At 63.8% G+C, this 25,982-nt stretch carries 35 protein-coding genes; 14 read left to right on the top strand and 21 right to left on the bottom strand.

Features of this window, described 5'->3' with window-relative positions:
* Positions 1–51 precede the first annotated feature (51 nt).
* The 7 genes from FV228_RS01340 to FV228_RS33950 form a co-directional block, all read right to left on the bottom strand.
* Entirely contained in the window at positions 52–399 is a 348-nt protein-coding gene (locus tag FV228_RS01340) for a hypothetical protein (RefSeq protein WP_147852946.1), read from the bottom strand.
* Positions 396–938 (bottom strand): hypothetical protein, encoded by a 543-nt coding sequence (locus FV228_RS01335; RefSeq protein WP_147852945.1) that lies wholly within the window; start codon positions 936–938, stop codon positions 396–398. Before FV228_RS01335 ends, FV228_RS01340 begins: the two co-directional genes overlap by 4 nt.
* Positions 935–1,225 (bottom strand): hypothetical protein, encoded by a 291-nt coding sequence (locus tag FV228_RS01330; RefSeq protein ID WP_147852944.1) that lies wholly within the window; start codon positions 1,223–1,225, stop codon positions 935–937. The genes FV228_RS01335 and FV228_RS01330 overlap by 4 nt, the downstream gene beginning before the upstream one ends.
* A gap of 21 nt (positions 1,226–1,246) precedes the next feature.
* Positions 1,247–4,918 carry a DNA-primase RepB domain-containing protein gene (locus tag FV228_RS01325; protein WP_147852943.1) on the bottom strand — a complete coding sequence of 1,224 codons (3,672 nt, stop codon included), beginning with the start codon at positions 4,916–4,918 and terminating at the stop codon, positions 1,247–1,249.
* Positions 4,915–5,376: a hypothetical protein gene (locus tag FV228_RS01320; RefSeq protein ID WP_147852942.1), complete on the bottom strand. Its 462-nt coding sequence runs from the start codon at positions 5,374–5,376 to the stop codon at positions 4,915–4,917. The genes FV228_RS01325 and FV228_RS01320 overlap by 4 nt, the downstream gene beginning before the upstream one ends.
* Complete coding sequence (locus FV228_RS01315; protein ID WP_147852941.1) at positions 5,373–5,645, bottom strand: hypothetical protein; 273 nt, start codon at positions 5,643–5,645, stop codon at positions 5,373–5,375. The genes FV228_RS01320 and FV228_RS01315 overlap by 4 nt, the downstream gene beginning before the upstream one ends.
* Positions 5,646–5,963: 318 nt before the next feature.
* Positions 5,964–6,191 carry a helix-turn-helix domain-containing protein gene (locus tag FV228_RS33950; RefSeq protein WP_147852940.1) on the bottom strand — a complete coding sequence of 76 codons (228 nt, stop codon included), beginning with the start codon at positions 6,189–6,191 and terminating at the stop codon, positions 5,964–5,966.
* A 124-nt stretch (positions 6,192–6,315) separates the two neighbouring features.
* Here FV228_RS33950 and FV228_RS01305 point away from each other — a divergent pair, with 124 nt between their 5' ends.
* The 5 genes from FV228_RS01305 (at position 6,316) to FV228_RS01285 (ending at position 11,206) form a co-directional block, all read left to right on the top strand.
* The gene (locus tag FV228_RS01305) at positions 6,316–6,768 is read left to right on the top strand and encodes an Arc family DNA-binding protein (RefSeq protein ID WP_147852939.1); all 453 of its coding nucleotides are present in this window, start codon (positions 6,316–6,318) and stop codon (positions 6,766–6,768) included.
* 401 nt (positions 6,769–7,169) lie between these two features.
* On the top strand, positions 7,170–8,144 hold the full coding sequence (locus FV228_RS01300; RefSeq protein WP_147852938.1) for a hypothetical protein: 975 nt from the start codon (positions 7,170–7,172) through the stop codon (positions 8,142–8,144).
* Positions 8,134–8,364: a hypothetical protein gene (locus tag FV228_RS01295; protein ID WP_147852937.1), complete on the top strand. Its 231-nt coding sequence runs from the start codon at positions 8,134–8,136 to the stop codon at positions 8,362–8,364. Before FV228_RS01300 ends, FV228_RS01295 begins: the two co-directional genes overlap by 11 nt.
* A gap of 3 nt (positions 8,365–8,367) precedes the next feature.
* Positions 8,368–8,817 carry a hypothetical protein gene (locus tag FV228_RS01290; protein ID WP_147852936.1) on the top strand — a complete coding sequence of 150 codons (450 nt, stop codon included), beginning with the start codon at positions 8,368–8,370 and terminating at the stop codon, positions 8,815–8,817.
* A 10-nt stretch (positions 8,818–8,827) separates the two neighbouring features.
* On the top strand, positions 8,828–11,206 hold the full coding sequence (locus FV228_RS01285) for a M23 family metallopeptidase (RefSeq protein ID WP_147852935.1): 2,379 nt from the start codon (positions 8,828–8,830) through the stop codon (positions 11,204–11,206).
* Between the two features lie 10 nt (positions 11,207–11,216).
* Here the strand turns inward: FV228_RS01285 and FV228_RS32840 are convergent, their stop codons facing one another.
* Complete coding sequence (locus FV228_RS32840; RefSeq protein WP_187277589.1) at positions 11,217–11,363, bottom strand: hypothetical protein; 147 nt, start codon at positions 11,361–11,363, stop codon at positions 11,217–11,219.
* Between the two features lie 292 nt (positions 11,364–11,655).
* On the opposite strand from FV228_RS32840, the gene FV228_RS33705 reads away from it, so the two are divergent.
* Positions 11,656–11,874: a hypothetical protein gene (locus tag FV228_RS33705; RefSeq protein WP_147852934.1), complete on the top strand. Its 219-nt coding sequence runs from the start codon at positions 11,656–11,658 to the stop codon at positions 11,872–11,874.
* 3 nt (positions 11,875–11,877) lie between these two features.
* Here the strand turns inward: FV228_RS33705 and FV228_RS01275 are convergent, their stop codons facing one another.
* On the bottom strand, positions 11,878–12,165 hold the full coding sequence (locus FV228_RS01275) for a hypothetical protein (protein ID WP_147852933.1): 288 nt from the start codon (positions 12,163–12,165) through the stop codon (positions 11,878–11,880).
* Between the two features lie 88 nt (positions 12,166–12,253).
* Positions 12,254–12,436 carry a hypothetical protein gene (locus FV228_RS01270; protein ID WP_147852932.1) on the bottom strand — a complete coding sequence of 61 codons (183 nt, stop codon included), beginning with the start codon at positions 12,434–12,436 and terminating at the stop codon, positions 12,254–12,256.
* A gap of 65 nt (positions 12,437–12,501) precedes the next feature.
* Between FV228_RS01270 and FV228_RS01265 the strand changes: the two genes are divergently transcribed.
* Positions 12,502–12,927 (top strand): hypothetical protein, encoded by a 426-nt coding sequence (locus FV228_RS01265; protein WP_147852931.1) that lies wholly within the window; start codon positions 12,502–12,504, stop codon positions 12,925–12,927.
* Positions 12,928–13,469: 542 nt separating this feature from the next.
* Here FV228_RS01265 and FV228_RS01260 read toward each other — a convergent pair.
* On the bottom strand, positions 13,470–13,940 hold the full coding sequence (locus FV228_RS01260) for a tellurite resistance TerB family protein (protein WP_147852930.1): 471 nt from the start codon (positions 13,938–13,940) through the stop codon (positions 13,470–13,472).
* 579 nt (positions 13,941–14,519) lie between these two features.
* On the opposite strand from FV228_RS01260, the gene FV228_RS32835 reads away from it, so the two are divergent.
* Together FV228_RS32835 and FV228_RS33945 are read left to right on the top strand one after the other, a co-directional pair.
* A complete protein-coding gene (locus FV228_RS32835) occupies positions 14,520–14,696 on the top strand; it encodes a hypothetical protein (RefSeq protein ID WP_187277588.1) in 177 nt (58 codons plus the stop codon).
* A gap of 769 nt (positions 14,697–15,465) precedes the next feature.
* The gene (locus tag FV228_RS33945) at positions 15,466–15,693 is read left to right on the top strand and encodes a hypothetical protein (protein WP_147852927.1); all 228 of its coding nucleotides are present in this window, start codon (positions 15,466–15,468) and stop codon (positions 15,691–15,693) included.
* A gap of 912 nt (positions 15,694–16,605) precedes the next feature.
* On the opposite strand, the gene FV228_RS01240 is transcribed toward FV228_RS33945, so the two are convergent.
* Positions 16,606–16,824 (bottom strand): hypothetical protein, encoded by a 219-nt coding sequence (locus tag FV228_RS01240; RefSeq protein ID WP_147852926.1) that lies wholly within the window; start codon positions 16,822–16,824, stop codon positions 16,606–16,608.
* 322 nt (positions 16,825–17,146) lie between these two features.
* Positions 17,147–17,530: a hypothetical protein gene (locus tag FV228_RS34885; protein ID WP_147852925.1), complete on the bottom strand. Its 384-nt coding sequence runs from the start codon at positions 17,528–17,530 to the stop codon at positions 17,147–17,149.
* A gap of 979 nt (positions 17,531–18,509) precedes the next feature.
* Here FV228_RS34885 and FV228_RS32830 point away from each other — a divergent pair.
* On the top strand, positions 18,510–18,734 hold the full coding sequence (locus tag FV228_RS32830; protein ID WP_187277587.1) for a hypothetical protein: 225 nt from the start codon (positions 18,510–18,512) through the stop codon (positions 18,732–18,734).
* A gap of 391 nt (positions 18,735–19,125) precedes the next feature.
* Positions 19,126–20,298 (top strand): ATP-binding protein, encoded by a 1,173-nt coding sequence (locus FV228_RS01225; protein ID WP_147852924.1) that lies wholly within the window; start codon positions 19,126–19,128, stop codon positions 20,296–20,298.
* 137 nt (positions 20,299–20,435) lie between these two features.
* On the opposite strand, the gene FV228_RS01220 is transcribed toward FV228_RS01225, so the two are convergent.
* Positions 20,436–20,693, bottom strand: a complete 258-nt coding sequence (locus FV228_RS01220) for a hypothetical protein (RefSeq protein WP_147852923.1) — start codon at positions 20,691–20,693, stop codon at positions 20,436–20,438.
* A 169-nt stretch (positions 20,694–20,862) separates the two neighbouring features.
* On the opposite strand from FV228_RS01220, the gene FV228_RS01215 reads away from it, so the two are divergent.
* On the top strand, positions 20,863–21,057 hold the full coding sequence (locus tag FV228_RS01215; RefSeq protein WP_147852922.1) for a hypothetical protein: 195 nt from the start codon (positions 20,863–20,865) through the stop codon (positions 21,055–21,057).
* Positions 21,058–21,462: 405 nt separating this feature from the next.
* Here FV228_RS01215 and FV228_RS32825 read toward each other — a convergent pair whose 3' ends face one another.
* The gene (locus tag FV228_RS32825) at positions 21,463–21,618 is read right to left on the bottom strand and encodes a hypothetical protein (RefSeq protein ID WP_187277586.1); all 156 of its coding nucleotides are present in this window, start codon (positions 21,616–21,618) and stop codon (positions 21,463–21,465) included.
* Positions 21,619–21,943: 325 nt separating this feature from the next.
* Positions 21,944–22,195, bottom strand: coding sequence for a hypothetical protein (locus tag FV228_RS01210; RefSeq protein ID WP_147852921.1), 252 nt, complete (start codon positions 22,193–22,195; stop codon positions 21,944–21,946).
* Positions 22,196–22,267: 72 nt separating this feature from the next.
* Between FV228_RS01210 and FV228_RS01205 the strand changes: the two genes are divergently transcribed.
* The gene (locus FV228_RS01205; RefSeq protein WP_147852920.1) at positions 22,268–22,453 is read left to right on the top strand and encodes a hypothetical protein; all 186 of its coding nucleotides are present in this window, start codon (positions 22,268–22,270) and stop codon (positions 22,451–22,453) included.
* 183 nt (positions 22,454–22,636) lie between these two features.
* Here the strand turns inward: FV228_RS01205 and FV228_RS01200 are convergent, their stop codons facing one another.
* From FV228_RS01200 to FV228_RS01180, 5 genes are all read right to left on the bottom strand, one after another.
* Entirely contained in the window at positions 22,637–23,119 is a 483-nt protein-coding gene (locus FV228_RS01200) for a hypothetical protein (protein WP_246693785.1), read from the bottom strand.
* Positions 23,120–23,367: 248 nt separating this feature from the next.
* Positions 23,368–23,754 carry a hypothetical protein gene (locus FV228_RS01195; RefSeq protein WP_147852919.1) on the bottom strand — a complete coding sequence of 129 codons (387 nt, stop codon included), beginning with the start codon at positions 23,752–23,754 and terminating at the stop codon, positions 23,368–23,370.
* Positions 23,755–24,195: 441 nt separating this feature from the next.
* Positions 24,196–24,594 (bottom strand): EF-hand domain-containing protein, encoded by a 399-nt coding sequence (locus FV228_RS01190; RefSeq protein ID WP_147852964.1) that lies wholly within the window; start codon positions 24,592–24,594, stop codon positions 24,196–24,198.
* Between the two features lie 296 nt (positions 24,595–24,890).
* Positions 24,891–25,391 (bottom strand): DUF2165 domain-containing protein, encoded by a 501-nt coding sequence (locus FV228_RS01185; RefSeq protein WP_147852918.1) that lies wholly within the window; start codon positions 25,389–25,391, stop codon positions 24,891–24,893.
* A 22-nt stretch (positions 25,392–25,413) separates the two neighbouring features.
* Positions 25,414–25,659, bottom strand: a complete 246-nt coding sequence (locus tag FV228_RS01180) for a helix-turn-helix domain-containing protein (RefSeq protein ID WP_147852917.1) — start codon at positions 25,657–25,659, stop codon at positions 25,414–25,416.
* A gap of 109 nt (positions 25,660–25,768) precedes the next feature.
* Between FV228_RS01180 and FV228_RS01175 the strand changes: the two genes are divergently transcribed.
* Positions 25,769–25,982, top strand: a 214-nt coding sequence (locus tag FV228_RS01175) for a hypothetical protein (protein ID WP_147852916.1), incomplete at its 3' end; no start/stop codon positions are given.

Below are 25,982 nucleotides of genomic sequence, written 5' to 3'. Positions count from 1 at the left end.
TCTCTATCCAAAATCATTGTCTGATAGATAACACCTAACAATAGGATTGGCCTACTGCATCCACCGAAGACATCCATCGGTCTCGCACTGGCCGTGCAGGTGACCGTTGCTGCTGTCCCGACCCCAGACGAGGCGGCCCTTGCAGGTGGGACACTCGATGGCGCCGCTGTCGCCATCCTCGGCCTGGATGGCTGCGAAGACACGCTGCATCGGATCCGCTTCTCGGCCGAGCACCAGAGCGTCGAGACCGTCCGCGAGGCCCCGCAGCGCCTGGATGGCAGCACGATCCCGAACACAGGTCGCGCTCTCGCGGGTCTCCAGGGTGATGGCGACGATCAGCGCGGCCTCGCGGGCGGCGCGGATACCGGCGTTGAAGGCGGCGATCTCTCGGGGCGTCATGCTGCGGCCTTCCGATCTCGGGCGCGCCACGCATCGCGGGCGGCATGGCATCGAGTGACGACGCTCTCGATCCAGTCGGCGTCGGCGTTGGTGACGGGGCCGAGCCTCTGAACGGCGCGCAGCCGGTCCTTGTCCGCCTTCGTGAGCGACTTCCCGCCGAAGGGTTTCGGCAAGGCCCAGTCCATCTGGAGGCAGTACCCGGCGATGACCCACCAGGGCTCGATCTTCTTCACGCCCCAGATTGGCAGGCCCCCACGACGAGACGGCGCGTCAGGCGCATCAGGGTCGGGCTTCGGCTCCTGGTGGCGGGCCGGAGCAGCCTGATCCGGATCAAAGTCTGCGACCTCGGACCAGTCGAACGTCGCGATCTGAGGGCTGCCCGCCTCCTCAATCACCTTGGCGAGCACGTGCCAGTCGAGACCAGCGCCGACCAGGATCCGGCTGATCGCGCTGACCGTGTTGATCACTTCGCCCTCATGCTCGGTCGCGAGGCGCGGAATGATCTTGGCGAGCTTCGTGGCGATCTCGGCGGGGATCATACCAACCCCTCCAGGCTGGCCATCTCCTCGTCGGTGGCGGCGATAGCCGAACACCACTGCATGTGGACGGGGATTGGCATCGCGTAGCTTGGGATCCGGTAGGACCCAAGGGCGTCGCAGCGGACTTCCCCGCCGGTGTCGACGATAAGCCCGGCATCAAGCAGGGCCCTGATGGTCTTTGGGGAGCAGCGCGGGGGCTCCCCGCAGCCAATGGCATCGAGAGCGTTGCGCTGGGCGAGCGTACGGCCGGGATGGGGCCTGCGGTCTGGGTCGAGCTTGCGGGTCATGGAGGACTCCTTCGGGGGTGGTCAGAAAAACGAGGCTGCGGCGGGCGAGAGGGGCGCTCGGAAGTGCGCATTGGCAGGTTCGGCCTGCCTCATCAGTTCGAGCCAGCGACCAAGCGTGCCGACCAGGACGGCCGATTTCGCGGCCGGATTGCTGACGACGACAGGCTCGGTTGGTAGGAGTGGCGCGGGGGAAGCAGCCGGTGAGGCCGTCTGCGGCCCAGCTCCTTCGAGCACCTTCGGGGTCTCGAAGCCGGCCAGCTGGCAGCCCAGCCGATCCTCTAGCCATACCCGGGGGGCCGGCACTATCACGGGGTCATAGGCTCCCGTCCGCCACTTCTGGCGGGCACCAGGCCGCTGATACCGGAAGCGAACCGCCCCGGCTTGAAGCCTGATGTCTTTGTTGCGGACGCGCCAGACGCGCGCTGCGCCAGCTGTCGGCCAGAGGTGAGGCCACGCCACCGCCATGTCGGCCGGGCTGTCGAGCGCTACGCCCTCGGCCTCGGGCGTAGACGGTGCCGATTGCTCCACGCCATCGACCTTGAGCCAATCCAGCCCGTGAAGTCGGCCGGACAGCCAGCTGTGCACATCTGACGGCCGGTTCGGGAGCAGGTGACAGGTGGCAGGCTCGTATCGCCCGCGGCGCTTGTAGGCGCACACCGTTACAAGGCTGGGGGTAAACCCTATAGGTAAGTTCTCTATAGAGGTTACCCCCGACGTCGTAACGGTGTGCGCCCGGGCCGCATCCCGTGTCGGCGCAAGGTCCGGGAAGGCGGCCATGATGTCGGCCTCGCTCTCCAGCAGCACGCCGGCCGGGGCCATGTTGGCCCAGGCTCCTGGCAGTGCCTCGGCCCAGGGCACGACCCGATCGACGCTGATCGGCAGCGGCACGTCCGAGACGAGGTCGAGGAAGGCTGGGGTCTTGGCGGTCCGCCGCAGAGCTCGTAGCCGGCCTATGGCTTGGATCAACCCGGCTTCGGTCACTTGCCAGCGCAGAGCGTCAACGATGGGGTCGGGGTGACGCTCCTGCTCGACCCACACGCCGGTGCCGTCGGCGAGGCGGATGCCGCCGTCGACCTTCGGGTACCAGACGCCGTCGCCCTTGCCTTCGATCGGCGCCACCGTCGGCGGCACGCGCCCGGTGATGACGCCAGCCATGGCCTCGGTGTCGAGGGGGCCGGGCTGGAGACGGCCGATGCAGATCAGGCCGGCAGCGTCGCGCCAATGGTCGATACCGGCAACCGCCCCGAAATGCCCGGTCTCGACGTTCTCGGGTAGGCTGGCGGCCTTCAGCAGGCCGATCAGCTTCTTCGGGCCGATGACCACGACGGTACGCGGCCACGCCAGGGCGGCGCGCAGGCGGATCAGGCGCATGAGGTAGCCGACGGAACGCCGCGGGGTCTCTGGCTCCTTGCCCTCGACGATGCCGAGCTTGGTCGCGCTGACCGGCGCCCCGGCTATCTGGCGCACCGAGACGTGTTCGCTCCAGCGCGCCGTGATGTCGGCGCGGACTTCGACGGGGTGGCCGAGCACGGGCGTCAGCAACTCGGCCGGCGGCAGGGTGGCGTCGAGAAGCAGGGCGGGCGCGTGCCAGCCGTCGCCGAGTTGCCTCAGCGACCGGCATTCCAACATGCGCGCGGTGGTCTCGGTGTCGTAGCGCAGGCGCAGGCGCCCGGATGCTTTGGCGTCGCCAGACAGGAACACGCGCAGCTCGCCCCAGATGTCGGAGAGGCGCCGCGCCTCGGCATTCAGCGGCCCGACGCTGGCGAGCCGGGCCTTGCGGTCCTTGGCGTCCATGCCGGGGCGAATGCCGGGGTCGCGCATGCGCATCTCCTCCAATGCCTGGGCTTGCCCAGCCAATATGCTGGTGACGCCGTGTCGGATTAGGATCTCCCGTTGCAGCGAGCCGTCGCCTGCGTGATCGTCGAGGGCGCGCAGCAACCGCCCGCGAGCGGCGTCGAGGTCATTGGCGTTCGACGACATCGCGGCGAACAGTTCGTTCGCCATGCGGATGTCGGCCTGCCGGATCGCGTCGAGCGACATGCGTTCGGGCTTGTCCGGGATCGCCGCCATGGCGATGCTCTCGTCGATGACGATCGCGTTCGGGACCGGGATGAAGGTCGGCTTTTTCGTCAGCAGGAGCGCGTGTGGTACGAGCCAGATCCGCGGTCTGGCGGCGCGCTGCCGCTCCATCCCACAGGCCTCCATGAACTTGCAGCGGTACTCCAGCCCGTCACTGCTGTAGCTGCAAGCCGTGGGGCGGATCCGGCGGCCAGCCTCTCGGGCGTCGCGCATCGCCGGAAGATCCAGGCACATGCTCAAACCTTCGGTCTCGGGGTCGGCGCTCTCATAGCCGCGGTAGACGCGCACCTTCACGCCGTGCCGCTGGAAGCGCTCAGAGATCTCGCCGAGCAAGGCGTGCATCGGCGCGCTGTAGACGACGCGGTAGCCGTCTTTGGCAGCCTGCGCGGCCGCCTGGATGGCCAGCTCGGTCTTGCCGATCGCGGTCTCGATGCGGGCACCCCAGGAGGTCGGCGCAGGAATATGAGGCCGCTCGGCCAAGTCCGGCACCCTGGCGAGCTTGTCCTCCTGCCATGCGTCGAAAGCGGCCTTCCATTCTTGGAGCTTGGCGAGATGCGCCGGAACGTTTTCGGAGAAGAATGCCCCGATCACCTCCGCAGTGGCGCGTTCGGCCTCGGCGACGGACCGGCGTGCATCCGGATAGGTCGGCTCGGCGGGCACCTGCCCGACCGTGTCGGCCTTGGCCTGCACGTACCCCCAGGCGCGCTCGACCTCGCGGCGCAGGCGATCGTAGGGTTCGAGGAACTTGCCACCGCAGCCCTCTGGGTAGCGCCGGATCAGCGCCTCGAAGTCGTCGGGCGACAGGCCGTCTGCGTAGGCCGCCTTGGCGGCAGCGAAGAACTGCGGCCAGCGCTTCGGGACGTCGGTTTCAGCGGCGAGCGCCTCGGCCTCCGGGCTGGTGCGCCCGGTCGAGCCGGTCTCGCCCGAGAACGCCGCGTTGGGCCGCGCCTTGGCCTTCGGCTTCTCGGTCTCCGGGAACGCCGCGAGCAATTCCTCCGCGGTCCAGACCCGCCCGCCGATATCGAGGATCCGGGTCTGCGTGGCGACGCGCCCCCGGGCGATCTTGGCCTTGCCCGGAAAGTTCGGGGTGCCGGCAACGCGGTAAGGCTGCGTGACGACGCCGGTGTCGGAATCGCCGCCGACCTTCGCGCGGATCGCCTCGCCGAGGCGCTTGGCCTGGTTGGCGGGAAGCGCCCGGTTGAGTAGAAACCATTGGTGCGCGTTGCCGGGCGAGGTCTCGACGACGAGCGATGGCTCGACCTCGATGCGGCTGTCTTTGCCCTTGTCGGCGTCGGCATCAACCGTGAGGCCGAAGACCCCGACCGTGTCGGCGAGGCTGCCGCGCTTGCTCGCCGTCTTCGAGACGGTGCGCCCCTCGACGTAGACGTTGAACCCGGCATTGGCCTGCCGCACGGCCTCGTCGACCATGTGGTCCACCTCGCCGATGGCAAAGCGGAACGTCAGGGTGTCCTGGGTGCCGGGATGGATGCGCACCAACTGCATCATGCCGGGCTGGTGCATGCCCGCGAGCGCTGCACCGGCGCAGTCGTGCAGCCGGGCGAGATGCGCCCGGACTGCGACGGGATCGGCGACGAGGGGCGAGCTCGTGTTCACGCGGCGCTGCCCCCGAGAGGCGCGGTGCCGTCGTTGAAGGTCGCGCCCAGCCGCTTGGCCTCAGTGCGGGCGATGTTGACGGCTTCGTCGAAGCTGAGCGCGGTCGCGAGGATCGCCGAGCTGTCGCCAGACGCCGACACGTGCTCGACGCCCCAGCATCCACTATCCTCCGGGTTCGGCCAGATGTAGACCTCACCCATGTCGGCGGCCCCCGCGGCCCCGAGCGGCGTATCCCGGATCGTAAGCGGGATGCTGAACCGGGCGGCGTAGATCCGGGCGTCCGAGAGGGCGTGATCCCGGATGGAGGTGTATTCGAGAGCGACGAGGCGGCCGGCCGGGGTGCGGACCCAGGCCACCCACTGGTCAGCCAGCGGGGCGAGGATAACCTCGGTCCCTGGAGGGATGCGCCGGTCGATAAGCGGCATGCGCCGCAGCGGGAAGGCGACGACGTTCGTCATGCCGCCACCTCGTGCTGGTCGCGCATCTCGAATTGCCGGCACCAATCCTCGGAACCGACGACCGGCCAGATGGCTGTCTCGGAACCGATCGCGTCGGAATTTATGCTCGGCGGGTTGGCCCGGCACTGCCCCGTGGGCTTCTGACCGATGACGCGGAAGCCGCCGGGGCCATCCTGGCCGACGGTCACGTGATCCCAGTGGGACCAAGCCGTGCAGTTCGCGCAGGCGAGCGCGCCGACGGGCGGACGGATAGTGCAGGAGGCTGTCATCGAGCAGCCCTCCACGTCTCTGGCGTGGCGTAAGCCAAGCCTGCGATCACCGCGGCAAGCTCAGGGCTGCGTACGCGACCGAGAACAGCGCGCTTGCGCAGGTCTTCGACGGACGGAAGGTCTGGCGGTGACGTAGGTACAGAACGGCATTGCCGCGTGGGGCGACGTCGATTACATAGAGACATAGCAGTTCAGCCTTTTGGCCCCGCGCGAGTGACCCTCGTGTCGGGGCCATTTTTTCGTGCTGAGGTGTGGATGCGCCGGCCGGTACGGCGCGGAGGGATCCGGCCAGCGGGGCACGCCCCGCCGATGGCGGGTTCAGGCGGCGAGGGGCGTCGAGCCAGACGAGGGCGGATGCGGCGGCAAGCCGAGCATCTCTCGAAGCTTCGCGCTCGGAACCCTGAACTGCCGCCCGACCCTCACCGTGGGGATGTGCCCAGCCTTCCGAGCCCGGTAGGTCGCGCTCCGGCCGATACCCAGGATGCGTCCGGCAACCAGGAGATCCACGGTCGGCTCGTTTAGTGCGGTCAGAACCTCATCGCCCATCGGGTCCTCACAAGATATTTGTTGCACTCGGAATATGTTCGATTAAGTTCGGATATCAGGAAGCAATTGTCAACCTTATTGCGCGCATACCGCGTGCGAAAAATCGCATTAATTGGAGTTCGCGATGTCAGAGCAGTTGGAACCCAAACGGCGCGGTCGCCCGGCGAAAGATCCGGCGGAGCGGAAGGACGGGAATCTGACGTTCCGGACGCGGGGCGACTTGCGGCAGCGCCTTGCAGAGGTGGCCAAGGAGAATGGCCGCTCAATCAGCGAGGAGGTCGAGTGGCGGCTTGAAAGGTCATTGGCTGGAATTAGCGGAGCAGATACGGAACCCGCCCTGTATTCCGATGCCATAAGCAAAATGCTAGGATCTGGAGAAGACCTGCACGAAGCTGTAGAATTCGGAATGATGTGGGGCCGCGTGAAGACCCTGTTTTCTGTAGTGAATGAAGGTGCGGGAGATTGGTACGAGAACGCCGAAAACATTAAGCTGATGAAGAAATTTTTCGACGACAAGGCTGAGCATATGCTTCTGATCCTCGCGGCGCGCAGACGGCGCACGGCGCAAAAGAACTAGCGTGATAGAAGTGGGGGCACTCGGCTGGACCTTATTCGGTCCCAGCCATGCTCCCTGCGCAGAAATCAGGAAGCACTAAACGGCACTTTCAAATAAAACAAAACACATATAATGGCGTTAAAACATCTATTAATGGACACTGGTATGCGCAATTAGCGCAAGACTTTAAACGATTATTATGAGACAAAGCTCTCGAATGCGACGAGAGAATCTATGTCCGTCAAATTTCCCTCCCACCTATACATCCGGCTCGACCGTCCCCTACGGGCTGATCTCTTGTCTGCCGCCGACGCCGCCGGGCAAACTGTGAGTGCGTTCGCCCGCCGTCTCCTTGAGGCAGCGCTAGCTGATAGTCGCTGCATAGGTAGGGCAACGCTATCTCACCAGCAGGATAGCGCTCAATGAGCGGGCAGTACTTGCGCAACATGTCCGTCAAGATCGAAGGCGGCGCGACCTGGACCTACCGTGGCGACGAGAACGGCGGGCAGGGCCTGCGCATGACGTTCGAGATCTCCATGGCCGACACCTCGACGCCGAACGTCGCCCGGATCGGCGTGTTCAATCTCGCCGACAAGAGCACCAACCCGGCCTTCTTCAGAGGGAAGACCGTAACGGTAAGCGCCGGCTACGTGTCGGGCCCGTCCTACGTGCTGTTCAAAGGCGAGATCCAGCAGGCGCGCAATCTTCGGGCCGATGTGACCGACAAAGTTCTGGCGATCCTGGCGACCGATAAGAGCACACCCCGCAACTACGCCATCGTGAATAAGACGCTCTCGGCCGGGCACACCTACTACGACCGGGTGATGGCCTGTGCCGATCCGATGAAAGCTTTGGGCGTCGGCCTCGGCTTCATCGACAAGGCGGTGCTGTCCAAGGTGAGCTTTCCGCGCGGGGCCGCTTTGTTCGGCAACGCGAAGGATCATCTGCGGCAGATCTGCGCTGCTACGCGCACGTCGTGGTCGGTCCAGCAAGGGAAGCTGCAAGTCCTCGGCAACGCCAGCGCTTTGCCCGGCGGCGACATCATCCTGAACAGCAAGACGGGGCTCGTCGGCATGCCCGTGCAGACGATCCAGGGCATCGAGGGCGTCTGCCTGCTCAATGGCAGGATGGTGCCCGGTTGCGTCGTGAGGATCGACCAGAATTCAATTCAGCAGGCCGAGTACGATCCAAGCATCACGGGCGCACCCAACAATGCCCTGCTGGATCAATTCGGCATCGCATCTGATGGTCGCTACAAGGTGTTTTACGTCGGGCACACCGGCGACACGCGCGGCGACCCATTTTTCAGCAACTTCGTCTGCGTCCGGCTGGAAGCCCTTTCGGCATCCTATGCACTGGCCTCGCGCGGAATAGGGATGCCCGCCAATGGACATTGAAATCGAAGACTACTTCGAGCCGCAATCTTTTGACGGCGCCATGAAGGGGGCTCGGGTCGGCCTCGGCCACTACGGCATCGAGGCGGACGACGAGATCTGTACGCAAATCGCCGTCGCCGTGCTGACCGGCTTCGTGGTGACGGGTGGATTGGAGCCCGAGAGCCTTGAACGGCTCGGCGACATCGTCCTGCGCGCTGCCGCCGCCCACTTGGAGAGCTGAGCCATGCCGCCCGAGTTCGAGATTGCCGGACACCGCTACCGCTTCGACGGCATGAAGGCCCAGACCGAGACCAAGATCCAGCGCCGGTTCGCCCCGCTGATCGCCGAGGCGCTGCCGCTCGTGCTGGCGTCCGGCTCGCGGCTGGCACTGCGGCCGAACATCGACATGATCAAGATCTCACAAGCCGTGTTCGGCGCCTGGGGCAAGCTCACCGACGACGACACGGACATCATCGAGCGCGCGAGCCTCGGCGCCCTGTCCCGAGAGGTCGGCGGTGAGTGGCACCAGGTCTGGCCGAAGGGCGACCTTGAGCCGGCCTTCCCCGACATTGATGGCGCCGTGATGCAACTGCTGATGGGCCGCGCCCTCGGGCTGACGGTGAAGCGGTGGATCGACGGTGGTGGCGACATGCTCCCGGCCGAGATCCGCGCCGCCGCAGCGAAGCTACACTGAGGGGACGACGATGGACACCATTGCAGCCTTCATGGTCGCCCTCGGGTTCGACGTAAACCAGGGCTCGCTGAACACCGCCAAGAAGTCGATCGCCGACTACGAGAAGGCCGTCCGCGACGCCGAAAAGCGGGTCGAGGATGCCCGGTGGGAAGGTGCGAAATCGGCCGAGGAGATCTCCAAGCTCACGCGCGAAGCGAACTTGAAGGAGGCGCGGGCGGCCCTGGCAGCGGCCGAGCAGAGGGAGAAGGCCGAGAAGGACGCGGCGCAGAAGCGCAAAAAGCACAACGACGAGTTCATGGCCGGCATGAGCCGGCTGGCGCTCGCCGCGACTGCGATGGCGACGGCTGTGAGCTACGCGGCGAACCGGGTAGCTCAGTCCTTCGATCACCTTGGGTTCGTGTCCGCGCGAACCGGTGCCTCGGTGCAGAGCATCAACTCGCTGTCCTACGCCTTCCGGCAGACCGGCGGATCCGCGCAGCAGGCGGTCGGCGCGGTGGAGAGCTTCGCCAAGGCCATCCGCGAGAACAGCGGGGTGAAGTCCTACGTCCAGAGCCTCGGCGTGGACATGACCAAGGACACGGCGCAACAGCTTCTCGACACGGTGGAGGCGCTGAATAAGCAGCCCTACGATGTCGGCTTCCGCCAGGCTGGATTGGCCGGCATCAGCGAGGAGGATTACAACCTCATTTCGAGGCAGCTCGGCAAGATCAAGGAATACCGCGCCGAGTACAACGCCACCACCAAGGCGCTCGGGATCGACTCGGCCAAGGCCGCTGAAGCCTCGATGGCCTTCCAGCGCACCCTCAGCCGGTTGCAGGCCACCATTTCGGCGCTCAGCGACAAGCTGATGGTCAGCCTGGCGCCGGCCTTGGAGCGGATCCTGAAGGGCTTCAACGACTGGATCGCGGCCAACCCCGGCAAGGTGGACGAGATCCTGACCGGCATCTCCAACGCCGCGATATGGCTGGCGACGAAGCTGGGCGACGTGCTGAAGCTGTTCACGGGGTCGAACGGCGACGAGTTCATGAAGAAGTGGGAGGCGTTCGGCACGCGCATGCGGCAGTTCGCTGACAACGTGGACCGCATCGCCAGCGGGATCGAGAAGATCGCCCGCTTCCTGTCGTGGTCGTCGGGCACCAATACCGTGCTCGGGAGCGGACAGCGCACGGCCGATCTTCTCAACGAGATGCGGACCGGCGGCGCGGTCGGCTACGCGACGCCTGGCACCGTCAAGGATGACCGCCGCTGGTACGAGAAGATCCTACCGAGGGGCATGGGCGGCAAGGACGCTCCAGCACCGATCGGCGGCGTCCCGAGCGGCAGCCGCGCCGGCAGCCTCACGGCGCTGATCGAGGCGGAAGCCAGGAAGGCCGGCATCGACCCGCGCATCATGCACGGGATCCGGGCCGGCGAGAGCGGCCACGGGTCGCACTACGACAAGGTAGACAACTCCATTGAGTCGTCGTGGGGGCCGTACCAGCTCAACCGGAAGAAGGGCTTGGGCGTCGAGTTCGAGCGGGAAACCGGCCTCGACGTGCGCGACCCCAAGACGATCCCTGACCAGACGCGGTGGGTAGCGCAGGGGCTCGCCAAGAACGGGCGGAAGTGGCTTCGCAACTGGATGGGCTACAAGGGCGACCGCGACAGCGATCCGAAGTGGGGCGAGTCCGGCTACGCACCGACCCCGGACGCCACTGGGAACAACCAAGTGGCCGGCGGCGCTCACCCGCTGGCCGGCGCCGGCCGCATGTCCTCCGACTTCGGCATGCGTCGCCACCCGATCACGGGCGACATGAAGATGCACGCCGGCATCGATCTCGCCGCACCCGCAGGAACGAACGTGCAAGCCATGACCGCGGGCTTGGTGACGATCGGCGCGTCGGGAGACGTAACCATCAAGCAGGGCGACGGCGCCTCTACCACCTACAGGCATGTCGTGCCGAACGTGGCGGACGGTGCGCGCGTAGCAGCCGGGCAGGTGATCGCTCAGCTTCGCCGGCATGACAGCCGCTCGACCGGCCCACACCTTCACTTTGAGGCGCGGGACAAAGACGGCAACCTGATGGATCCGAAGGGGCTGTTGGGTGCCGCTCCGGCCTCGGAACGCGCACGTGCAGCGGCGAATGACGACACAACGAAGCCCCGCATCGTGCCGCGCATGGATCCCGGCGGGTTCGACGTGAACGCAATCATGAAGCCGAACCCGGCGGCAGCGCTGAACGTCGTGAACAATGGCGGGGCCAGCAATCGTGCCGTCCACCAGACGTTCAATCAGAACACGACGATCAATGGATCCGAGAACCCGCGGCAGGCCGCCCGCATCATGGAGTCGGCGTTCGGCAACATGCACAGCCTCGCTCTGCAGAACGCCCAGTCGGCGGTGGCTTAAGCACCAGAGATCAGCGGCGCTTGGAGCGCGAGTTAGCTACGGGGAACACCTCTCCAGCGCCTACCTCGTGCAGATAGCGCCGCTGGTCCTCACACCATCGCTGCTCGCCGGTGATCTGCACTTCTGTGATGCGCCGCTTCATCTCATCCGGCATCATCGCGTTCGTCCGATCTTGGTCGAAGCGGCGAGCAGCCTTGATGTAGGTTTCAGAGTAGACACGAGACCGGTCTACATCGGTTGGGATGAGGGTAGGGCAGACTCGCGCTATAGCTTCGAACCGTGAGGCTGCACGAACTGTCTGTTCTAGTTCAGCAGCCTCGCTGCTCGGCGCTGCTTCAGCCACTGTGGCGGTTGCGAGGATTACGGCGGCGAGGGCGTAGCGCATACTGCACAGGTAGGCATGCGCCCCTGAGGTTGTCGAGCCTCTTGGCGGTCGGTACAGGCCACGGATGTCTGACAAGCTCAACATCCTCCTCGAACGCCTGAAGGCGCACCAGCGCACGCTCATCCTTGCGATGGCCGAACACGATGGGCTGCCGGCTGGAAGCGCTCTTCGTCAGGCCGCCGAGTTGGAGAACGTGATCGCTGCGGTCGAGGCAGTTGCAGCCGAGGAAGCGGATCGAGCCCGGCGGGGCGGCCCCGCAGCACGAGAGCCACGGGGCGCATAGAAGTTACTTGCCGCTCGGAGCAGCACCGCTGCCAGTGGTGCCGTTGCCCGAGCCGCTGCCTGCAGGTGCACCGGGGGTATCGACGCGCGGACCACCGCTGGTCCCTGGGCCGGTCCCTGTGGTCATTGAGCCTGATCCGGTCTCCATCGCCTTATCGGAGCTGCTCTTCACGCTGCCCGGGTTGTTCATGTTGCCTTCGGCGCTACCGCCGCCAGCAGGTGTCTGCGCCATCGCTGCTCCTGACATCGCCACGGTGAGCGCGGCAGCGAGAGCGATTGTCTTGATCGACATGGATGTTCCTCCAGGCCGATCGGTTCGATCAGCCCAGCAGCAAACATCCTCACGGTCGGTATCGTTCAGGCACCCATCCTTATTGAAGTTACAAATCCTGACGGCGTCGCAACCGCAGCGCCAGGATCAGCGCACCAGGCCAGAACGCGAGGCTCAGCACTGCGATCGGCATGATCGGGCGATCCTTCCACCACACGATGATCACCGGCACGAACAGGCCAAGGAGCGCGATGGCGAGGAGCGCCCAGAATTCTAGGTCGGACAGGTTCATGGGCAGTAGGTAAGCGCATTCTAGCGCTACGCTTCCTTCACACCTGGTGGCACAGTGCCGCCACCATGCCGATCCGGCCCGAGCACCGCTTCTTCTATCCGATCGACTGGCGCGAGCTGTCGATGGCGATCCGCTTTGGCCGGGCACAGGGCCGGTGCGAGAGATGTGGGCGGCCACACGGGCAGATGGTCTACCACCTCGGGGACGGGCGCTGGTGGGACGCTGAGGCCAGCCGTTGGCGCGATGGATGGGGGCGCCGGATCCGGATCAGGTCTGGCGTCGACATCCTAGGTCGCGCTCGGCGGACCCATGTCGTCCTGGCGGCCGCCCATCGCGATCACGACACCGCCAACAACGCTGACGCCAACCTCGCTGCCTTCTGCCAGCGCTGCCACATGATCCACGACCGACCGGAGCACCAACGCAGACGTAGGCGGACGCTGTTCCGGCGGAAGGCGATGGGCGACCTGTTCGGTGGGCCCTACGCTTGAGATACGGCTGACAGAGCCGTCAGCTATCCTGATCGAGGTCGAGATCGCGGATCAAGTCACCGATCGGATCACCGTCAGCTGTCCTACTTTGGGCGGCTGGATGTACCAGGGTGCTCGACAGCCTAGGCAATGTCCTCACCCCCGGCGGCAGGGGCATGGTTGGCCGGTGTGCCAACAGTGCGCCGCTATCCGCCATCAACGCAGCAGGCTCACTGCCGTGTAGTCTATGCGGAGGATCTGCCCAGATCGTCGGCACCGCCGCCGTTCCATCAGCGACTACAACGACCCGGATATTGCGTTCCGACCTCTCGTAGTTGCCCGGATGTAGGACGTGGGCGGCGACCAGCAGCCCGAAGGCAGCAATCGCAGTGGTGACGAGGGTGGATCTATAGTGTTCCATGTAGCCGGAACAGACGGCCAAGCTTGCCGTTCCGCCTGCTCTCTCGGGATAGCTAACCACGGATTTACGACCGCCGTACCCGCTCGGCCGCGACCTTCCTATCCCTCTAGCGTGGTTGAGATGCTCGATGAGGGCGGAGAAGTTATGCCGATAGGCTTGGCGTAGTTCGAGCTACCGCGGTCTGCATCAGTGCGGCCTTGTCGACGATAAGGGCTGCGGCGATCTCAGTCAGCGCCTTGTCCTCGATCTCGCTGACACCCTCATGGTCGGCGACATCAGCAGCGACCAAAAACGCGTCCTGCCGCTGCTCGATCGGACGACTGGCGATCGCAGCGAGCCGGCGAAGGTTCTCCACTCGGCCAGCGCGGGTCCGTGCCCGGGCGATCGCCTCGTACAGCGCCTCCTCCAGCATCAGGAGGTCGTAGCCTTTCTCGATGATCGGGTTAGCGCGTAGACCCACGAGCGCGGTCTCGAATTCGTCACCCGCGACCTCGCCATCGGCCACGATGACGTTGGCAGCAGCTGAGACCCCCGCCTGCATCAGCGCTTCGTCGCCGGCATAGGCCGTAACAGTCCGGCCGAAGCGGGCAAGCAGATCCTTGAGGGCGTTCATCGTGATCCGAGGGGTTGAAGGAGGTGAGCCGCCACAAGCACGCGTCGGCGGATGCCATCGAGGAGATGTAGAGCCGACGCCACCTCGGATCGACGCTCACGTTGCGAGCCATGACCCAGCCATGCTCGCAGGGGCCAGTGTAACTCTGCTCGACCGGCGTGAGGATCGTGGTCTGGCAACCGAGCGACGCTGATCCGTAGACGACGCCCAACCACAATCCGAGCTTTTCGCAGACCACGACCATGTCGCCGTCGTGCAGGCGGTCGATCTCACGGAACAGGGCTTCTCCGGACAGGCATCGCCGCCGATCGACCCGTGCATTCTGGCAAGGGTATTGCCTGCCCCTTGAGATGGCTGTGTTCCACCTTGAATGCTCCATTCATCGCCGGTGCGCTAGCGGCATCTCGGTTGCGGCCGAGCAAATCGTGATGCGCACGGATGCGGAGGCGATCGCCTATGCCGATGCCCGGTTCGCGGACCTGATTGCCAATCGTGCAGGATCTGCGACGTTGAGGGATGATGCCGGGCGGGTCATCTGGTCCGCACGACGTCCCGGTGTCACTGAGGGACGGCATAGCGATGACCGAGACCGATAAGCCTCATGGCATCAGCGTCGTACCGCCGACGGTGCCGATCCGAAACATCAATGTGCCCGACCCGACGACGGGGAGCGAGCCTGAGAGCAAAGACGTGGTGCAAGACGCCGAGAGCAAACCTGAAGATCCAGACAAGGCAGCCAAGGATGGCATGGCCTAGCTAGTTTGAGGCGCAGGTCGCGGACGGGACAGCCGCGGAGGTCGCCGGTCGCCCAGTCTGATGGGAAGGAGCCCCGCAGTTTTCGCAGCTGCGGGGCTGAACCATGAAATCACATGCGGGAGCGGCGTATGTGATGACGCCGGTGACGGGTCATGTGTCGCCGCCCCATCATGCCGCTCTGGCCACCCATCCGCTTTTGAGACGGGCTCTTCACGCTGCCCGGGTTATTCATGTTGCCTTCGGCGCTGCCTCCGCCGGCGGGGGTTTGAGCGAGTGCTACTCCCGCCATCGCGACAGAAAGCGCGGCGGCGAGAGCGAGTGTCTTCATCGACATGGCGTTTTGCTCCAGACGGATCGGTTCGATCGGTCATGGGCTGAACGTCATCGTGATCAATATCGTTCAAGCTTCTGCGGAGGACAGCCGCAATCGGCATCATCCTGCTTGCCGTCGGCATTCGGTTCAGTTACCGAAGCCGCCCCGGACAAAGAAAAGGCCACCCCCGAAGGAGCGGCCCAAAGTCTAGGGAGGAAACGCCCTTCTCAGGGCAGCGGGATTGCGACGCCATCGCGATCCCGCAACGCACACTTAATCTGGTGCGACGCAACAAACAATGCTCGATCTCCGACCAGAGCACATAGCTGTCACGTCTTCCTGCACCCGCGGCATGGGCATCACGGTCTAGCGAAACCAGCCGTTAACCAGATTGTCACTCGCTCGCCGCATGTCGGCGGTAGGCACTCTCGCTCCCGCAACAGCCGTGAGCAGAGCATGACGCGAGCCGACCTCGACAAGCGCGCCGAGCTAACCGTGTGGCCTGGCCGGGGGCCAACGCACGTCGCACAGGGTCATGAGTTCCCGACGCTACGCCAAGCTCTTGCGGCAGCGGCTGAAGCCATAGACGCAGACGATGCGCAGCCTTGGATCATCACAGAGGACGGCGACATTCTCTCGCCCCGTTGGATCAGGGCTAACACTGGGTCCAGCCGCCTTCAATAACGGGCCATGAGCCGGCGCTTGCGGTGTCCAGTTCCCCCGCCGCACCGACTCTCACGCGACTGCCCGGCCGAGGCTTCACGGGCGGCCTACGGGGAACTGGCCCGGAGACCGCCTGTCGTCACGTGCTTGCCCGCCGCATGCTTTGCGGTGTCGCGAACGCCTCGGGCGCGCTGACGGGAAGAGGCAGGGCTGTAGCAGCCGCGGGAGTAGCTGTCGCTGCCTGGCAGTGCACGCTGCAGGCGCCCGCGATCAGAGATGTAAACGCCATAGCTCGTTCGAAGCCACCTAAGTTATGGACGCCGATCAGGCAGCAGCCGTGCGGGCTCGGGGGTTGTCGTAGGCTCGCCGAAGCGCGCGGGCGGCGTCGGCTTGAGGCGTGCTAGACGCTTGCAACAACAAGATCTCAGCGGGTAGTCGCGACGTTGCCCTCAGTGCACTCATGCCAGGCGTGGGTATGGTCGGAGCCACGCCTGTCTTCAGGAAGGTCTTGAGGTCTGCGGCTCGGGCGCGCGCCTCCTGACGGACCATACGGGCGCTAGCCAAGAACAGTGCCGAGCCCGCCCCGATCAGGACGAGCGCGATGACGTACCCAAGAGCCATAGGGTCGTGACCGATATGAGAGGCTGAGAACGGCGGCTCGCATTGGCGGAACCGCTGCGTTGCAGTGACCCTCAGCCATGTTGGTTAACTACGTATTAAGTACGTAATCTATGTTCAACCGGTACGTCACGGGAACGGATGTAGCCCACTCCCAAGGAGACCAAGGCCACCGACGATCAAGCTGCCAGCCACCCCTTCGAGGATGCCGCGTGCCAGGGGCCGCCGTACAGCTTCGATGGCGAACAGGACGCCGCTGCATAAAGCCAACATGCTCAAACCAAACAGCATCTTGGATCCTCCAGATGCCGCCGATCAGGCACCGTTGTAGGCGGTGATGTCGTCCAGCCGCATGTCGTCGTCCGGGGCACAGGCCAGAGAAGCTCCCAGCAGGACGAGCGCGGCTGTCAGGATTGCCACCGCCGCAAGTACACGTGTGATGGCAGCGGCGTGGGCGCGAGCAACGTGGATCACAGCGCAGCCCAATGCGAAGGCGCAGACTTGAGCCGCCGGTGCGATCAAGCTCGTGGTCATTCCTAAATCCTCGCCCTCAGGACGATGCCGGCAGGCGGCGCTCCTCACGATCTGACTATCGATAGCGGCGTGGGTTTTCGTGCGCTTCCCCCAAACGAAGGACCGCTCTGTCGTCCAGCGTTGGTCAGTCGGGTCGCGTTCGTCATACCGTCCGCCCGCAGACTCTCGCCGCACAACTGAGCCCACGCGACCACACGCGCGAATTCAAGAACGGCCTGATTGGTCGAGCTCACCCGCTGCCCGTCGGACGCCTACCCAAAAATCTGGCGCTGCGGGAGGAGCAAGCCATGGCGACGACCGGAGGTGCGGAAGGGCGGGTCCGTTATCTGGCCAACCTCGCCGGGATAACCGGCGGGGTCGTACTCGAAGCATTGGAAGCGGCAAACGACGCTACGAAGCCGGCCATCGAGCGCACGTCGTCCGGCTGGCGTGGATCGTGGGCGACCGCCTCCGCTTCGCGTTCCAGCCGGAGATTACAGGCCTTCGATGGTAGGCCGACATCAGGCGTGCAGGCGTCGTGGCGGGCGCAAGCTGCGTCCAGCGCGTCGATGGGTGGCAGCGGAGCGTTGTTGCCTGGGCCGCAGTAATTTCCGTGAATGAGAAGCTTGGGGCCACCATTGGCGGCAGGTTGCGCGAGAGTCGGGGCGGCCCACGAAACGATTAGAAGCACCGGGGCGGCGAGTCGGATGGCGGCGAGCGACATCATGGTGGAGACCCTCCAGCACCGGCGCCTCTATTAGTCACGTCGGCGAGGACGGTGCGAGGAATGGTTAATCACCACCCGCCAATCCGTGATGTGTTCCGGAACACTACCCTTGCGTGTGCTGCGCTCCATCGAACCGAGTGATCCCAGAAAGCTTAGCCGCGACTCTCGGAGGCTTGCTGCTTCGGCGTGGGTGAACCGGTTCTCCGTAATCAGCCCTCAAGCCTAGCTGCAGACTCGCGTTGAGGTAGCGCTGCAAATCGATATGCTACCGATAGTTGCATTCGTAACCTAGCACGAGCGGCGCGTCGGATGGCCCAGGCCTATGCAGAACGAGAGCATGACAGCAGCTTTCGCCTAGACCATGCGATAGGCGCATTAGTCTTTGTGCCATGCCTAATTGCATGGACAATCGGCGTATTGTGCATGCTACCGATAACAATACTAGCGTTTCCCGCACAGTATCTATTCGAGCATAACCCCAAACTTCATGGCGACGTCGTCACGGGATTGGTTGTAATAGGCGCAGTCAACGCGCTGATAACCCCGGCAGCGGTGCTATACACTATTTACGCTTGAAGGTGTGCTCCCTGCGATGCCTGTCTTATCATCTCACGCATCAGAGCCTTGGGCTCCGCGGCGACACCTAATAACCTCAGGCTGAGAGCCCGCCCAATCTGTCATCGCGGCGGGCTCTCCTGCGCCTGCGATGCTGATACGGTCGGCCTGCCGCCTGGCGTAACGCACCAAGAGGTCCCTTACCTTCGCCCCGTCGGCATCCGCCGCGCGGGGCTTCCTTTTGATCTCACCTGTCGTAGGATCGGCCTGGGTCCGAGCTGCTCCCCCCCGGAGCGTTGGATCTGGAGAAGCCCGCCCGGTTCGCCGGCGCGGGCTTTTTCGTGGAGCAATCCTTACCGGTCTGATGTGCTAACCCTACTCGGCTCTGTCTTGGTTGCCGGAGGTGAGCATGCGATGGTGTAAAATGACCAGCATTGCAATCAAGTATCGCGTCCAAGTAGATGCCAGTAGCTTTGAACCTTCGCCTTGGACCTGGGCGATTTATGAAGCGAAGCGCGAACTGCCAATTATGCAGTCTACTGCTACTTTCATCAGCCGTGCCTCTGCTAATGCCGCTGGTAAGCAGGCGTTGGCAAAGTTGCGCTTGGAACAGGAGCGATCGGCGTCACGAGACCGGGCTAGCATCTGAGGATATTGAGACGTTCAGCGCTGCCCCCTTGCAGCCATAGCAGTAGCCAGCTTGAGCGAAGCGGCCGCTCAGTCGATCGCGAAGCCTGCACTGCTCACGGATGACGGCGGGATCGCCGGAGCCTTCGCAGTCCTAGGCAGCCTTCACCTCAGCGGTCAGCAACTCAGGGTCGGCAGCTGCTGCTGAGCCTGCGCCCCACCGGCAGCGACGACGAAGGCGAGGGCGGCGAGGGCTGTGCGCATGGCGGGAGGATAGCCGCCGGGATGGCGGTGTCGAGGGGCGGCTAAGCCAACTTATTGAGGGACGCCGGACTTAACGCGTAGGTTGATAAACCACCATAAGCTCGATAAACCTGATAAACCCCATAAACTTCCTAAGCTGGTCGAGCCTCATGGACGTTGGTTCAAATCCATATGCGCCAGGCGCCGGCACCAGGCCGCCTCTTCTCGCAGGACGCGATGATCTCGTAGAGAATGCAACTGTAGCGTTGGCCCGCGCGAAAAAGGGTCGGCACGCCAAGAGCTTTGTCGCCGTTGGTCTACGCGGAGTGGGCAAAACCGTTGTTTTGAACAAAGTTCTCGAGCTAGCCGAGGCAGAGCACTATCAAGTTGCGTATCTTGAGGCACACGACAATGCGAGTTTAGCGGCGCTTCTTATACCGCAACTCAGGACAATTATGCTTCGCATAAATCGTATGGAAGGAGCGAAGGAAATCGGGCGCAAAGGACTGTCAATTTTGAGGAATTTTGCCAACGGTTTGAAAATCAATATCGCCGATGTTGAGGTTGGTTTGGATTTTGGCGCCGAAGCTGGCGTCGCTGACAGCGGCGATCTAGCGAATGATTTGCCAGAACTTTTTACTGCTATTGGCCAAGCTGCCGCCGACAGAAAAACCGCCGTTGCCATTTTAGTTGATGAAATCCAATATCTTCAAGAAAGCGAAATTGGCGCCCTTATTATGGCTGTACATCGCGTCAACCAAAGGGGGTTGCCTGTTGTGCTTATAGCCGCCGGGCTCCCACAAATATTGGGCAAGATGGGGGAGTCAAAATCTTACGCAGAACGGCTGTTTGATTTTCCGCGGGTCGAGGCTTTACGTAAAAACGACGCAATTTCAGCTGTCTCCGTACCAGCTTCGGACGAAGGTGTAGAGTTTACTGACGAAGCGCTTGAAGTCATTTATGAGGTAACAAAGGGCTATCCATATTTTTTGCAAGAATGGGCTTATGTAACCTGGAATATTGCACAGTCGAGTCCAATCGGCGCTGCTGTTGTCAGGGCCGCGGAATTAGAGGCTATCCGGCGGCTGGACGAAAGCTTTTTCCGCGTGCGCCTTGAACGCATGACGCCAACCGAACGTCGATACATTCAAGCCATGGGCCGACTAGGTATAGGCCCTCATTCATCCGGTGACATCGCCAAACGCTACGGAGCTAGCGTGTCTACAGTCGCACCATTGCGGGCGAATCTTATTTCAAAAGGCATGATCTGGAGTCCTGCCTACGGCATGACTGATTTCACTGTGCCGCTGTTTGACGAATTTGTAAGGCGAGAGATGCCTTAAGTTTTAGGCGAATTACGCATCCGCCGAATGCTTCCTCAGCCGCACCCCAAGTCCCTCGCCGTTCTCCTCGATGAAGATGACACGGGCGGCTTCGTGGGCCTCGGCTGTCGCGAGCAACCGCATCGCCCGGGGCCGTCCTATTCTGCGGCCAGGCGTGCATCAGCCTCGCGATCGACGAGCCCGCGAGCGGCGAGCAAGAGGCTCTGCCGATTTTCAGGGTCTTGGATCGCGTGCCATAGGCGGAGCAATTCGGCCGCTTCAGCCGCGTCGGACTTGAAGGGCGCTTCCCCGAGGAAGGCTTCAAGTGGCTCGTCGAGCACCTGAACTAACCGCTGCAGGTGTTGTGCGGCGCGCTCCGCAAAAGCCGTGGGCCGAGGGTCGTTCGGCATTTGCATGCTCTCCATCGGCCACACAACCGGTGAGGTCTAATGCACGCCTGAATTGCAGACCATGAGATCGCACGCAACCCGGCTATGCAATCTTCATCCGCATAGCACCCCCCTAAAACCACCGGTTGTACGATTTTGGCGAGACCGCAATAGCCGTCTAATCGACGTATCTGTGATGGAAACGATGACCGAGGATCCAGGCCCCGAGGCGATGCTAGACGCCTGTATCGCCGCCTATGAGGCGGTGAAAATGCACGGCACGAGCGAGATGCAGCTGGCCGCTCGCGTCCTTCTCCATTTAGTCGGCGAGCAGATTGCTCGTGAGGTCACGCCGCTAGCCACTGATGCGTGCAACGAGAACGTCGGCTAGCGCTTACAGCGATCTTGACCGCTCTTGATTACCTCAAGAAGGCGACGGCACTGCCGGCGATAAGCCCGGACGCCAATACGATGATGGGCGCATTATCGAAGCCCGCATCCCCGAGAACTCGCACCGCTACGACTGCTAGTACAAACACAGCCAGCGCCACAGCGAGCAGGGACGGCTTCATTTTAGGTAGCCCTTCGCCTTCAGGCGCTCCGTGAAGAGCCTCACCAATTTCAACAGCCGCATGGTGCGGATCGCGTCATTTCACGATCACAGTGCCCGTGATGGGTCCATGGATCAACGTTGGCCGACAGGTCGACGTAGCCGCGGTCGGGCTTTCGCAAGGCCGAGCGATCCGTGATGATATGGCCGCCCGGCCGATGCGCACGCGTTGCAAAAAATAGATCTTCAGCTTTTCGCGAACGGCGTGTTGGCCTTGTAGTTCTTGCTCCGCGTCTCGGCCTTGCGCGGCTCCGGCTTGTCTGCCAGCAGGCGCTTCACCCGCTCGTTAAAGTCCTCTGGTGTTACGCTTTGGGCTTTGCCAGTCTTGAGTTCGAGCGCCATCTCGGCCTCCATATCTTGGCCCAGGGCACGGGATTGCGCTGAGGGATGGGACCCTATGCGCCTTCTCGGGGCAGAGGGCTAATTGAGGCGATATGGCTGCTTCACAGCTCGCCAATAGGTTGGACCGGAGGCGGGCTGCCCGCCCCGATCAATTGGCAGTCTGCGATCCGATGACCGACGAGGCCCACCGGCCCGACCCTCACTACCGGGGGGGATAAATGAGGATCGAGCCGATGGGTGTCCCTCATCAGGACGGCCCATGATGAGGCGCCATGATCAGCCAGTCAAAGCGCTGGATACAGCTGTCCGGCCGGGGCGACGCGGATCAGGGGGGTGGAGGGGTAATCTTCCACTCGCCGACGAGCGAGAGCGTCGCGGAGTAGATCTCTACGCCATTCTCGTCTCGGACGATCGCTCTGAACGCGCCTTGGTCGCCGTCTGGCACTCTGTCTCGGGCCAGGTCCGGTAGCGCGGACAGCGCCATGCGCCGCGCCGCCAAGTGGCATGTCAGGCCCTCGCCGTAGTCGCCCTCGACGTATTGGGCATCGGCGTCGGTATCGATCGTGTAGCGCGCCATGCTGGCTCTCCTTCACAACGACGTGACGATGCATAATCCTGGCCTGGCCTTCTCCAACCTGTATCAGGCGGTATGTTCGAGGAAACCGACCCGATCGCCGAAGCAGTGACCGTCATCACGTCCCGCGGCCACACTGTCGAGGCCGACGACGACTTTGAGAACTGGCGCGTGGACGGCGGCAACTGGCTCACTGCCGGCGATCTGTTGGCGCTGGCCATCTGTCTGGGCCTGAACGCCGGCACCGGGAGGCTGCAGTAGCGGTGCACGGTGAACGCAATGGCGCGCGGCCGCGCCACGACACCCGCGCTCGCATCCTGGCGGCGCTCACATCCGAACCTTCGACGCTCACCCAGATCGCCAAGCGCGCCCGCATTCCGGGGCGTGGGCGTCAGCGAGAAGCTTTTCTGGTGCTGACTCGGCTTGAAGCGGATGGACAGGCGATCAAGGAGACGTTTCGGCAGGTGCCACGCTGGCGGACGCCTCCGGCCGCTCTCTTCGGGCTACGATCCGGCACCGATCCCGAAGCGTGACCTCGTGCTTCGGCCACAGATCGCAGGCTGCCTCGAACGCGGCCCGCGCCATGGCGATGGGGTAGATCACGGCGAGCTGCGCCTCGACGCAGCCGCCCGTCTCCTTCCAGACCTCGATAGTGAAGGGGACGCCAGGCGGCACCGGTGTGGTCGGGCGTGCCGGCGGCGGCAGTGTGATCGCGGCCAGGCACAGATGCTCGTATTTTCGGGCAGGCGGTGACCCAGGCGGGCGCTGGTAGCGGCACGAGGCCGTCAGGTGGCGCAGCACGTCGAGGGTCGAGACATCTGGGCCGAACCGCTCCCTCAGGCTGGTGACGGTGTACCGGCCGGACCGCTTACATGAGGAGCAGTCCACGTACACCCGACCGGGTTGCACATCCCGCAGGGAACCCACCACTCGCCTCCTTTCTGGAACGGAAGCGGAACATGCCAGATCCAGCGGCGTGGTTCAGCCGGGCGCGGCCATGGGGTCCGTTTTGCCAGTGGAGTGCTGTGGATCGCTCTGGAGAACGGCAGCGCTGTCAGGTGGTTCGGGCGACCTTCGCCGTGTGCTCCGCGGTGGCCAAAGCACCTACTCGTTCTCCTGCTGCCGGCCGGGCGGGAGCTGCTGACCGAGACAGGGATGAGCGAGCGGCGGGAGTCCTAACCGGCCTTCGCCTTGAACGCCCAGATCGGTGGGCCCCATTCCTGCCCCTGCCGGTTCCGGTAGCTCGACGTCCTCTCGTACAGAACCCGGGTGGCCTCGACGCCGATCGCCTTGTCGCTGGCGGCCATCAGCGCCCCGCAATAGTCGACCCGGAGCGTGCCGTGCTCGGGATGTACCCCGAATAGCTGCTCCGCCGTCCAGCCGAGCCGGTGCGCCTCGTCGCCGAACCGAGTGATGAAATCCAGGCAGTTCTCCCGTATCGGGCTCCACCGGCTCGGCGGCATGTACCGGCAGGGCGAGACGTGCGGGGAGATCTTCTCGATGGCGCTGCGCCAGATCGTGACGGGGTTCGGGAGTAGGGTCGGGGCGAGATCGGCTGACATCCGGCCGAGCTACGGTAGGCGACACCGACAGGCCATCCGGCCAGAAGCGACCTTGTCTGAGGTTCGAGACGCACTGGCTTTGTCCGGGTTAGGGGAGTGAGGCGATCAAATTCAGATCCTGCCGCCGATCTCGCGATGCCGGATCTCGCCGGCTGCCCGTGCCCCGGCTGTAGATGTGTAGGCGTAGGGCGAACGTTCCGAACGATTGCCGTCCGCTGAGGTGATGACCCAGCGGAAGCAGCCTGCGTGAGCCGTGCAGGGCACAACGTCGACGCGCGCTGACCGTGCGACCAAGCTCATGATCCAACGGAATGCCCCACGAGCCATCCGTCGTCTACGGGTTCGACGGCGACCAAGTTTCGGATCGGCACCCTGCCGGCTCGGCCCCGCCGCCCGATCCAATAACGACCTGGCGAGGCACTGGATCTTCTAAGCGATCGTCTACTTCAGCAACTGCATGAGACTGCGGCCCGCCGGCTTCTTGAGCTCCTTGGCGTCAAGCGTGCCGTCGCCGTCCGGATCGGCTGCCTTGAACCGCTGTTCGACCAGAGCGCCGTACTCCTTCTTATCGAGCGTGCCGTCGTTGTCGCTGTCCGCTGCTTTCAGGTCCTTGCGGCTGACGCGGCCCTGCAGCTCCTTTGTGGTCAGGCTACCGTCCTTGTCCTTCTCCAGCTTATCGAAGGTCGCCTCGCCGGCCGCCTGAGCCTCTTTCAGATCGATCGTCCCATCATTATCGGTGTCGATAGCCCTCATGGCCTTCGAGGCGCTAGCACTGCGCGCCCAAGCCTCTGAATTCGGTGCGAGTGACAGGACAACAGCTGTAGTTAGGAGGAGGGCAATGAGAGATGCTGAACGGCGCATGCTGTGTCTCTGGCTGAAGGATCCAAGCGACATAAGCGCAGCATTGATGATGGCGTTCCGGACCAGCCGGTCACAAGCAGATGAACTCTGACAGACGCTTCAGACACAAGCAGCCTGTGATGCTGGATTGCCCAATCACAGCCGGACCCGTGCTCACCCCTTCCGCCCCCGAAACCGGATCCCGGCGCCGCCGCCGTTCTCGGGAATGAACTCCAGGCCGGCGGCCTTCGATTGCGGATAATAGCTCGTGAGACCCTGGCTCAACCGACAGGTCCTCATCCCTCTATTTCTCGCTCAGGCGTCACGAGGTAAAGCAGCGCGCCGAGCACGATCATAGTGAACCGGAACGCGGCCTCCTGGCCGTTCCACGTCTTCGACATCCACATAGCGAACCATTCGCCGCCGATACCCAAGAAGCCGGCCTGCCAGACCAAAAAGCCGATGCTGAGCCCTGCTATGGCGAAGGCTTTGGCCTGGACAAATCGCGTGGCCGGAGCCCTCAAGCGCGCCAGCATCAGGATAACGCCGAGCCACAGCAGCAGTGCGGTCAGCGCCTCGCCTGTAACGATAACCACAAAAGCTGCCTTCTGCAGCGTGGGGTTGATGATCGCTCGATCGAGGATTGGAGCGCCGGCCTCGATCGTGTCCATCGAGAGAACATGCTGCACGAAGCTGTAGTTTCCTGCCGGGTTGACGACGTTGTCGAGAACGGCGAGTGCGCACGTCAAAGCGACACCGGCAACGATCAAGATCTTGGACAGGCGGATGACAACCATCGCGCAGATCTCCGCGACGTAATTAAGTTTGATCTTTCCGGCGCAGCTTCACGCCAGGCTCGCCATGGTTCAGGAACTCGACGCCTTCGGCTTCCAGAGCGCGCATCACGGCCTGTACCTTGTCGAGGCCGCTCACAAGCCCGGACACGCCCCGCTTTTCCATGGCGCCGATCGTGTTGATGTTCACCCCTGCCCGATCCGCCAGCGTCCCTTGATCCATCCCGACGAGCGCACGCGCCGCTCGCAGTTGGTTGCCCGTGGTCAACATCGCCGCTCCGATCCTACCTGACTAGGTTTTTTTCATAGTAGGCTATTGACGGCATGGGCGGAAGGGCTCATACCTGACTAGGAATTAGACCTAGTCAGTTGGGTTTGCAATGTCCCGCCGCACTGTCTCCTGGACCCAGATCGACCGCGCCGGCCGCGACAGCCGCCCGGCGATTGCCCCCGGCCTCCTGTCCGCCAAAGCCCGCATCGACATGACGGTGCGCACCACCCGCCGCCCGCTGTTCGCCGCCGGCCAGTTCGACCGCGGCGCCATCATGTCGGCCGCCGCTTCCGCCGCCCGCGCCCATCAGGAGCGGTACGGCT

The organism is Methylobacterium sp. WL18, from assembly GCF_008040015.1.
Taxonomy (GTDB): domain Bacteria; phylum Pseudomonadota; class Alphaproteobacteria; order Rhizobiales; family Beijerinckiaceae; genus Methylobacterium; species Methylobacterium mesophilicum.
This window is presented reverse-complemented; position numbering and strand designations above follow the sequence as displayed.

Bases quoted from the DNA above. Each gene is read 5' to 3' on its own strand.
- FV228_RS01290 (WP_147852936.1), top strand. From the start codon at position 8,368: ATGCCGCCCGAGTTCGAGATTGCCGGACACCGCTACCGCTTCGACGGC.
- FV228_RS01240 (WP_147852926.1), bottom strand. From the start codon at position 16,824: ATGACCACGAGCTTGATCGCACCGGCGGCTCAAGTCTGCGCCTTCGCA.
- FV228_RS32825 (WP_187277586.1), bottom strand. From the start codon at position 21,618: ATGGCGCTCGAACTCAAGACTGGCAAAGCCCAAAGCGTAACACCAGAG.
- FV228_RS01185 (WP_147852918.1), bottom strand. From the start codon at position 25,391: ATGGTTGTCATCCGCCTGTCCAAGATCTTGATCGTTGCCGGTGTCGCT.
- FV228_RS01335 (WP_147852945.1), bottom strand. From the start codon at position 938: ATGATCCCCGCCGAGATCGCCACGAAGCTCGCCAAGATCATTCCGCGC.
- FV228_RS01195 (WP_147852919.1), bottom strand. From the start codon at position 23,754: ATGTCAGCCGATCTCGCCCCGACCCTACTCCCGAACCCCGTCACGATC.
- FV228_RS01180 (WP_147852917.1), bottom strand. From the start codon at position 25,659: ATGTTGACCACGGGCAACCAACTGCGAGCGGCGCGTGCGCTCGTCGGG.
- FV228_RS01295 (WP_147852937.1), top strand. From the start codon at position 8,134: ATGGACATTGAAATCGAAGACTACTTCGAGCCGCAATCTTTTGACGGC.
- FV228_RS01340 (WP_147852946.1), bottom strand. From the start codon at position 399: ATGACGCCCCGAGAGATCGCCGCCTTCAACGCCGGTATCCGCGCCGCC.
- FV228_RS01285 (WP_147852935.1), top strand. From the start codon at position 8,828: ATGGACACCATTGCAGCCTTCATGGTCGCCCTCGGGTTCGACGTAAAC.
- FV228_RS01225 (WP_147852924.1), top strand. From the start codon at position 19,126: ATGGACGTTGGTTCAAATCCATATGCGCCAGGCGCCGGCACCAGGCCG.
- FV228_RS32830 (WP_187277587.1), top strand. From the start codon at position 18,510: ATGACCAGCATTGCAATCAAGTATCGCGTCCAAGTAGATGCCAGTAGC.
- FV228_RS33945 (WP_147852927.1), top strand. From the start codon at position 15,466: ATGACGCGAGCCGACCTCGACAAGCGCGCCGAGCTAACCGTGTGGCCT.
- FV228_RS01205 (WP_147852920.1), top strand. From the start codon at position 22,268: ATGTTCGAGGAAACCGACCCGATCGCCGAAGCAGTGACCGTCATCACG.
- FV228_RS01320 (WP_147852942.1), bottom strand. From the start codon at position 5,376: ATGACGAACGTCGTCGCCTTCCCGCTGCGGCGCATGCCGCTTATCGAC.
- FV228_RS01275 (WP_147852933.1), bottom strand. From the start codon at position 12,165: ATGTCGATCAAGACAATCGCTCTCGCTGCCGCGCTCACCGTGGCGATG.
- FV228_RS01330 (WP_147852944.1), bottom strand. From the start codon at position 1,225: ATGACCCGCAAGCTCGACCCAGACCGCAGGCCCCATCCCGGCCGTACG.
- FV228_RS01270 (WP_147852932.1), bottom strand. From the start codon at position 12,436: ATGAACCTGTCCGACCTAGAATTCTGGGCGCTCCTCGCCATCGCGCTC.
- FV228_RS01220 (WP_147852923.1), bottom strand. From the start codon at position 20,693: ATGCAAATGCCGAACGACCCTCGGCCCACGGCTTTTGCGGAGCGCGCC.
- FV228_RS32835 (WP_187277588.1), top strand. From the start codon at position 14,520: ATGACCGAGACCGATAAGCCTCATGGCATCAGCGTCGTACCGCCGACG.
- FV228_RS33950 (WP_147852940.1), bottom strand. From the start codon at position 6,191: ATGGGCGATGAGGTTCTGACCGCACTAAACGAGCCGACCGTGGATCTC.
- FV228_RS01210 (WP_147852921.1), bottom strand. From the start codon at position 22,195: ATGGCGCGCTACACGATCGATACCGACGCCGATGCCCAATACGTCGAG.
- FV228_RS01300 (WP_147852938.1), top strand. From the start codon at position 7,170: ATGAGCGGGCAGTACTTGCGCAACATGTCCGTCAAGATCGAAGGCGGC.
- FV228_RS01260 (WP_147852930.1), bottom strand. From the start codon at position 13,940: ATGAACGCCCTCAAGGATCTGCTTGCCCGCTTCGGCCGGACTGTTACG.
- FV228_RS01215 (WP_147852922.1), top strand. From the start codon at position 20,863: ATGGAAACGATGACCGAGGATCCAGGCCCCGAGGCGATGCTAGACGCC.
- FV228_RS32840 (WP_187277589.1), bottom strand. From the start codon at position 11,363: ATGATGCCGGATGAGATGAAGCGGCGCATCACAGAAGTGCAGATCACC.
- FV228_RS01315 (WP_147852941.1), bottom strand. From the start codon at position 5,645: ATGACAGCCTCCTGCACTATCCGTCCGCCCGTCGGCGCGCTCGCCTGC.
- FV228_RS33705 (WP_147852934.1), top strand. From the start codon at position 11,656: ATGTCTGACAAGCTCAACATCCTCCTCGAACGCCTGAAGGCGCACCAG.
- FV228_RS34885 (WP_147852925.1), bottom strand. From the start codon at position 17,530: ATGATGTCGCTCGCCGCCATCCGACTCGCCGCCCCGGTGCTTCTAATC.
- FV228_RS01265 (WP_147852931.1), top strand. From the start codon at position 12,502: ATGCCGATCCGGCCCGAGCACCGCTTCTTCTATCCGATCGACTGGCGC.
- FV228_RS01305 (WP_147852939.1), top strand. From the start codon at position 6,316: ATGTCAGAGCAGTTGGAACCCAAACGGCGCGGTCGCCCGGCGAAAGAT.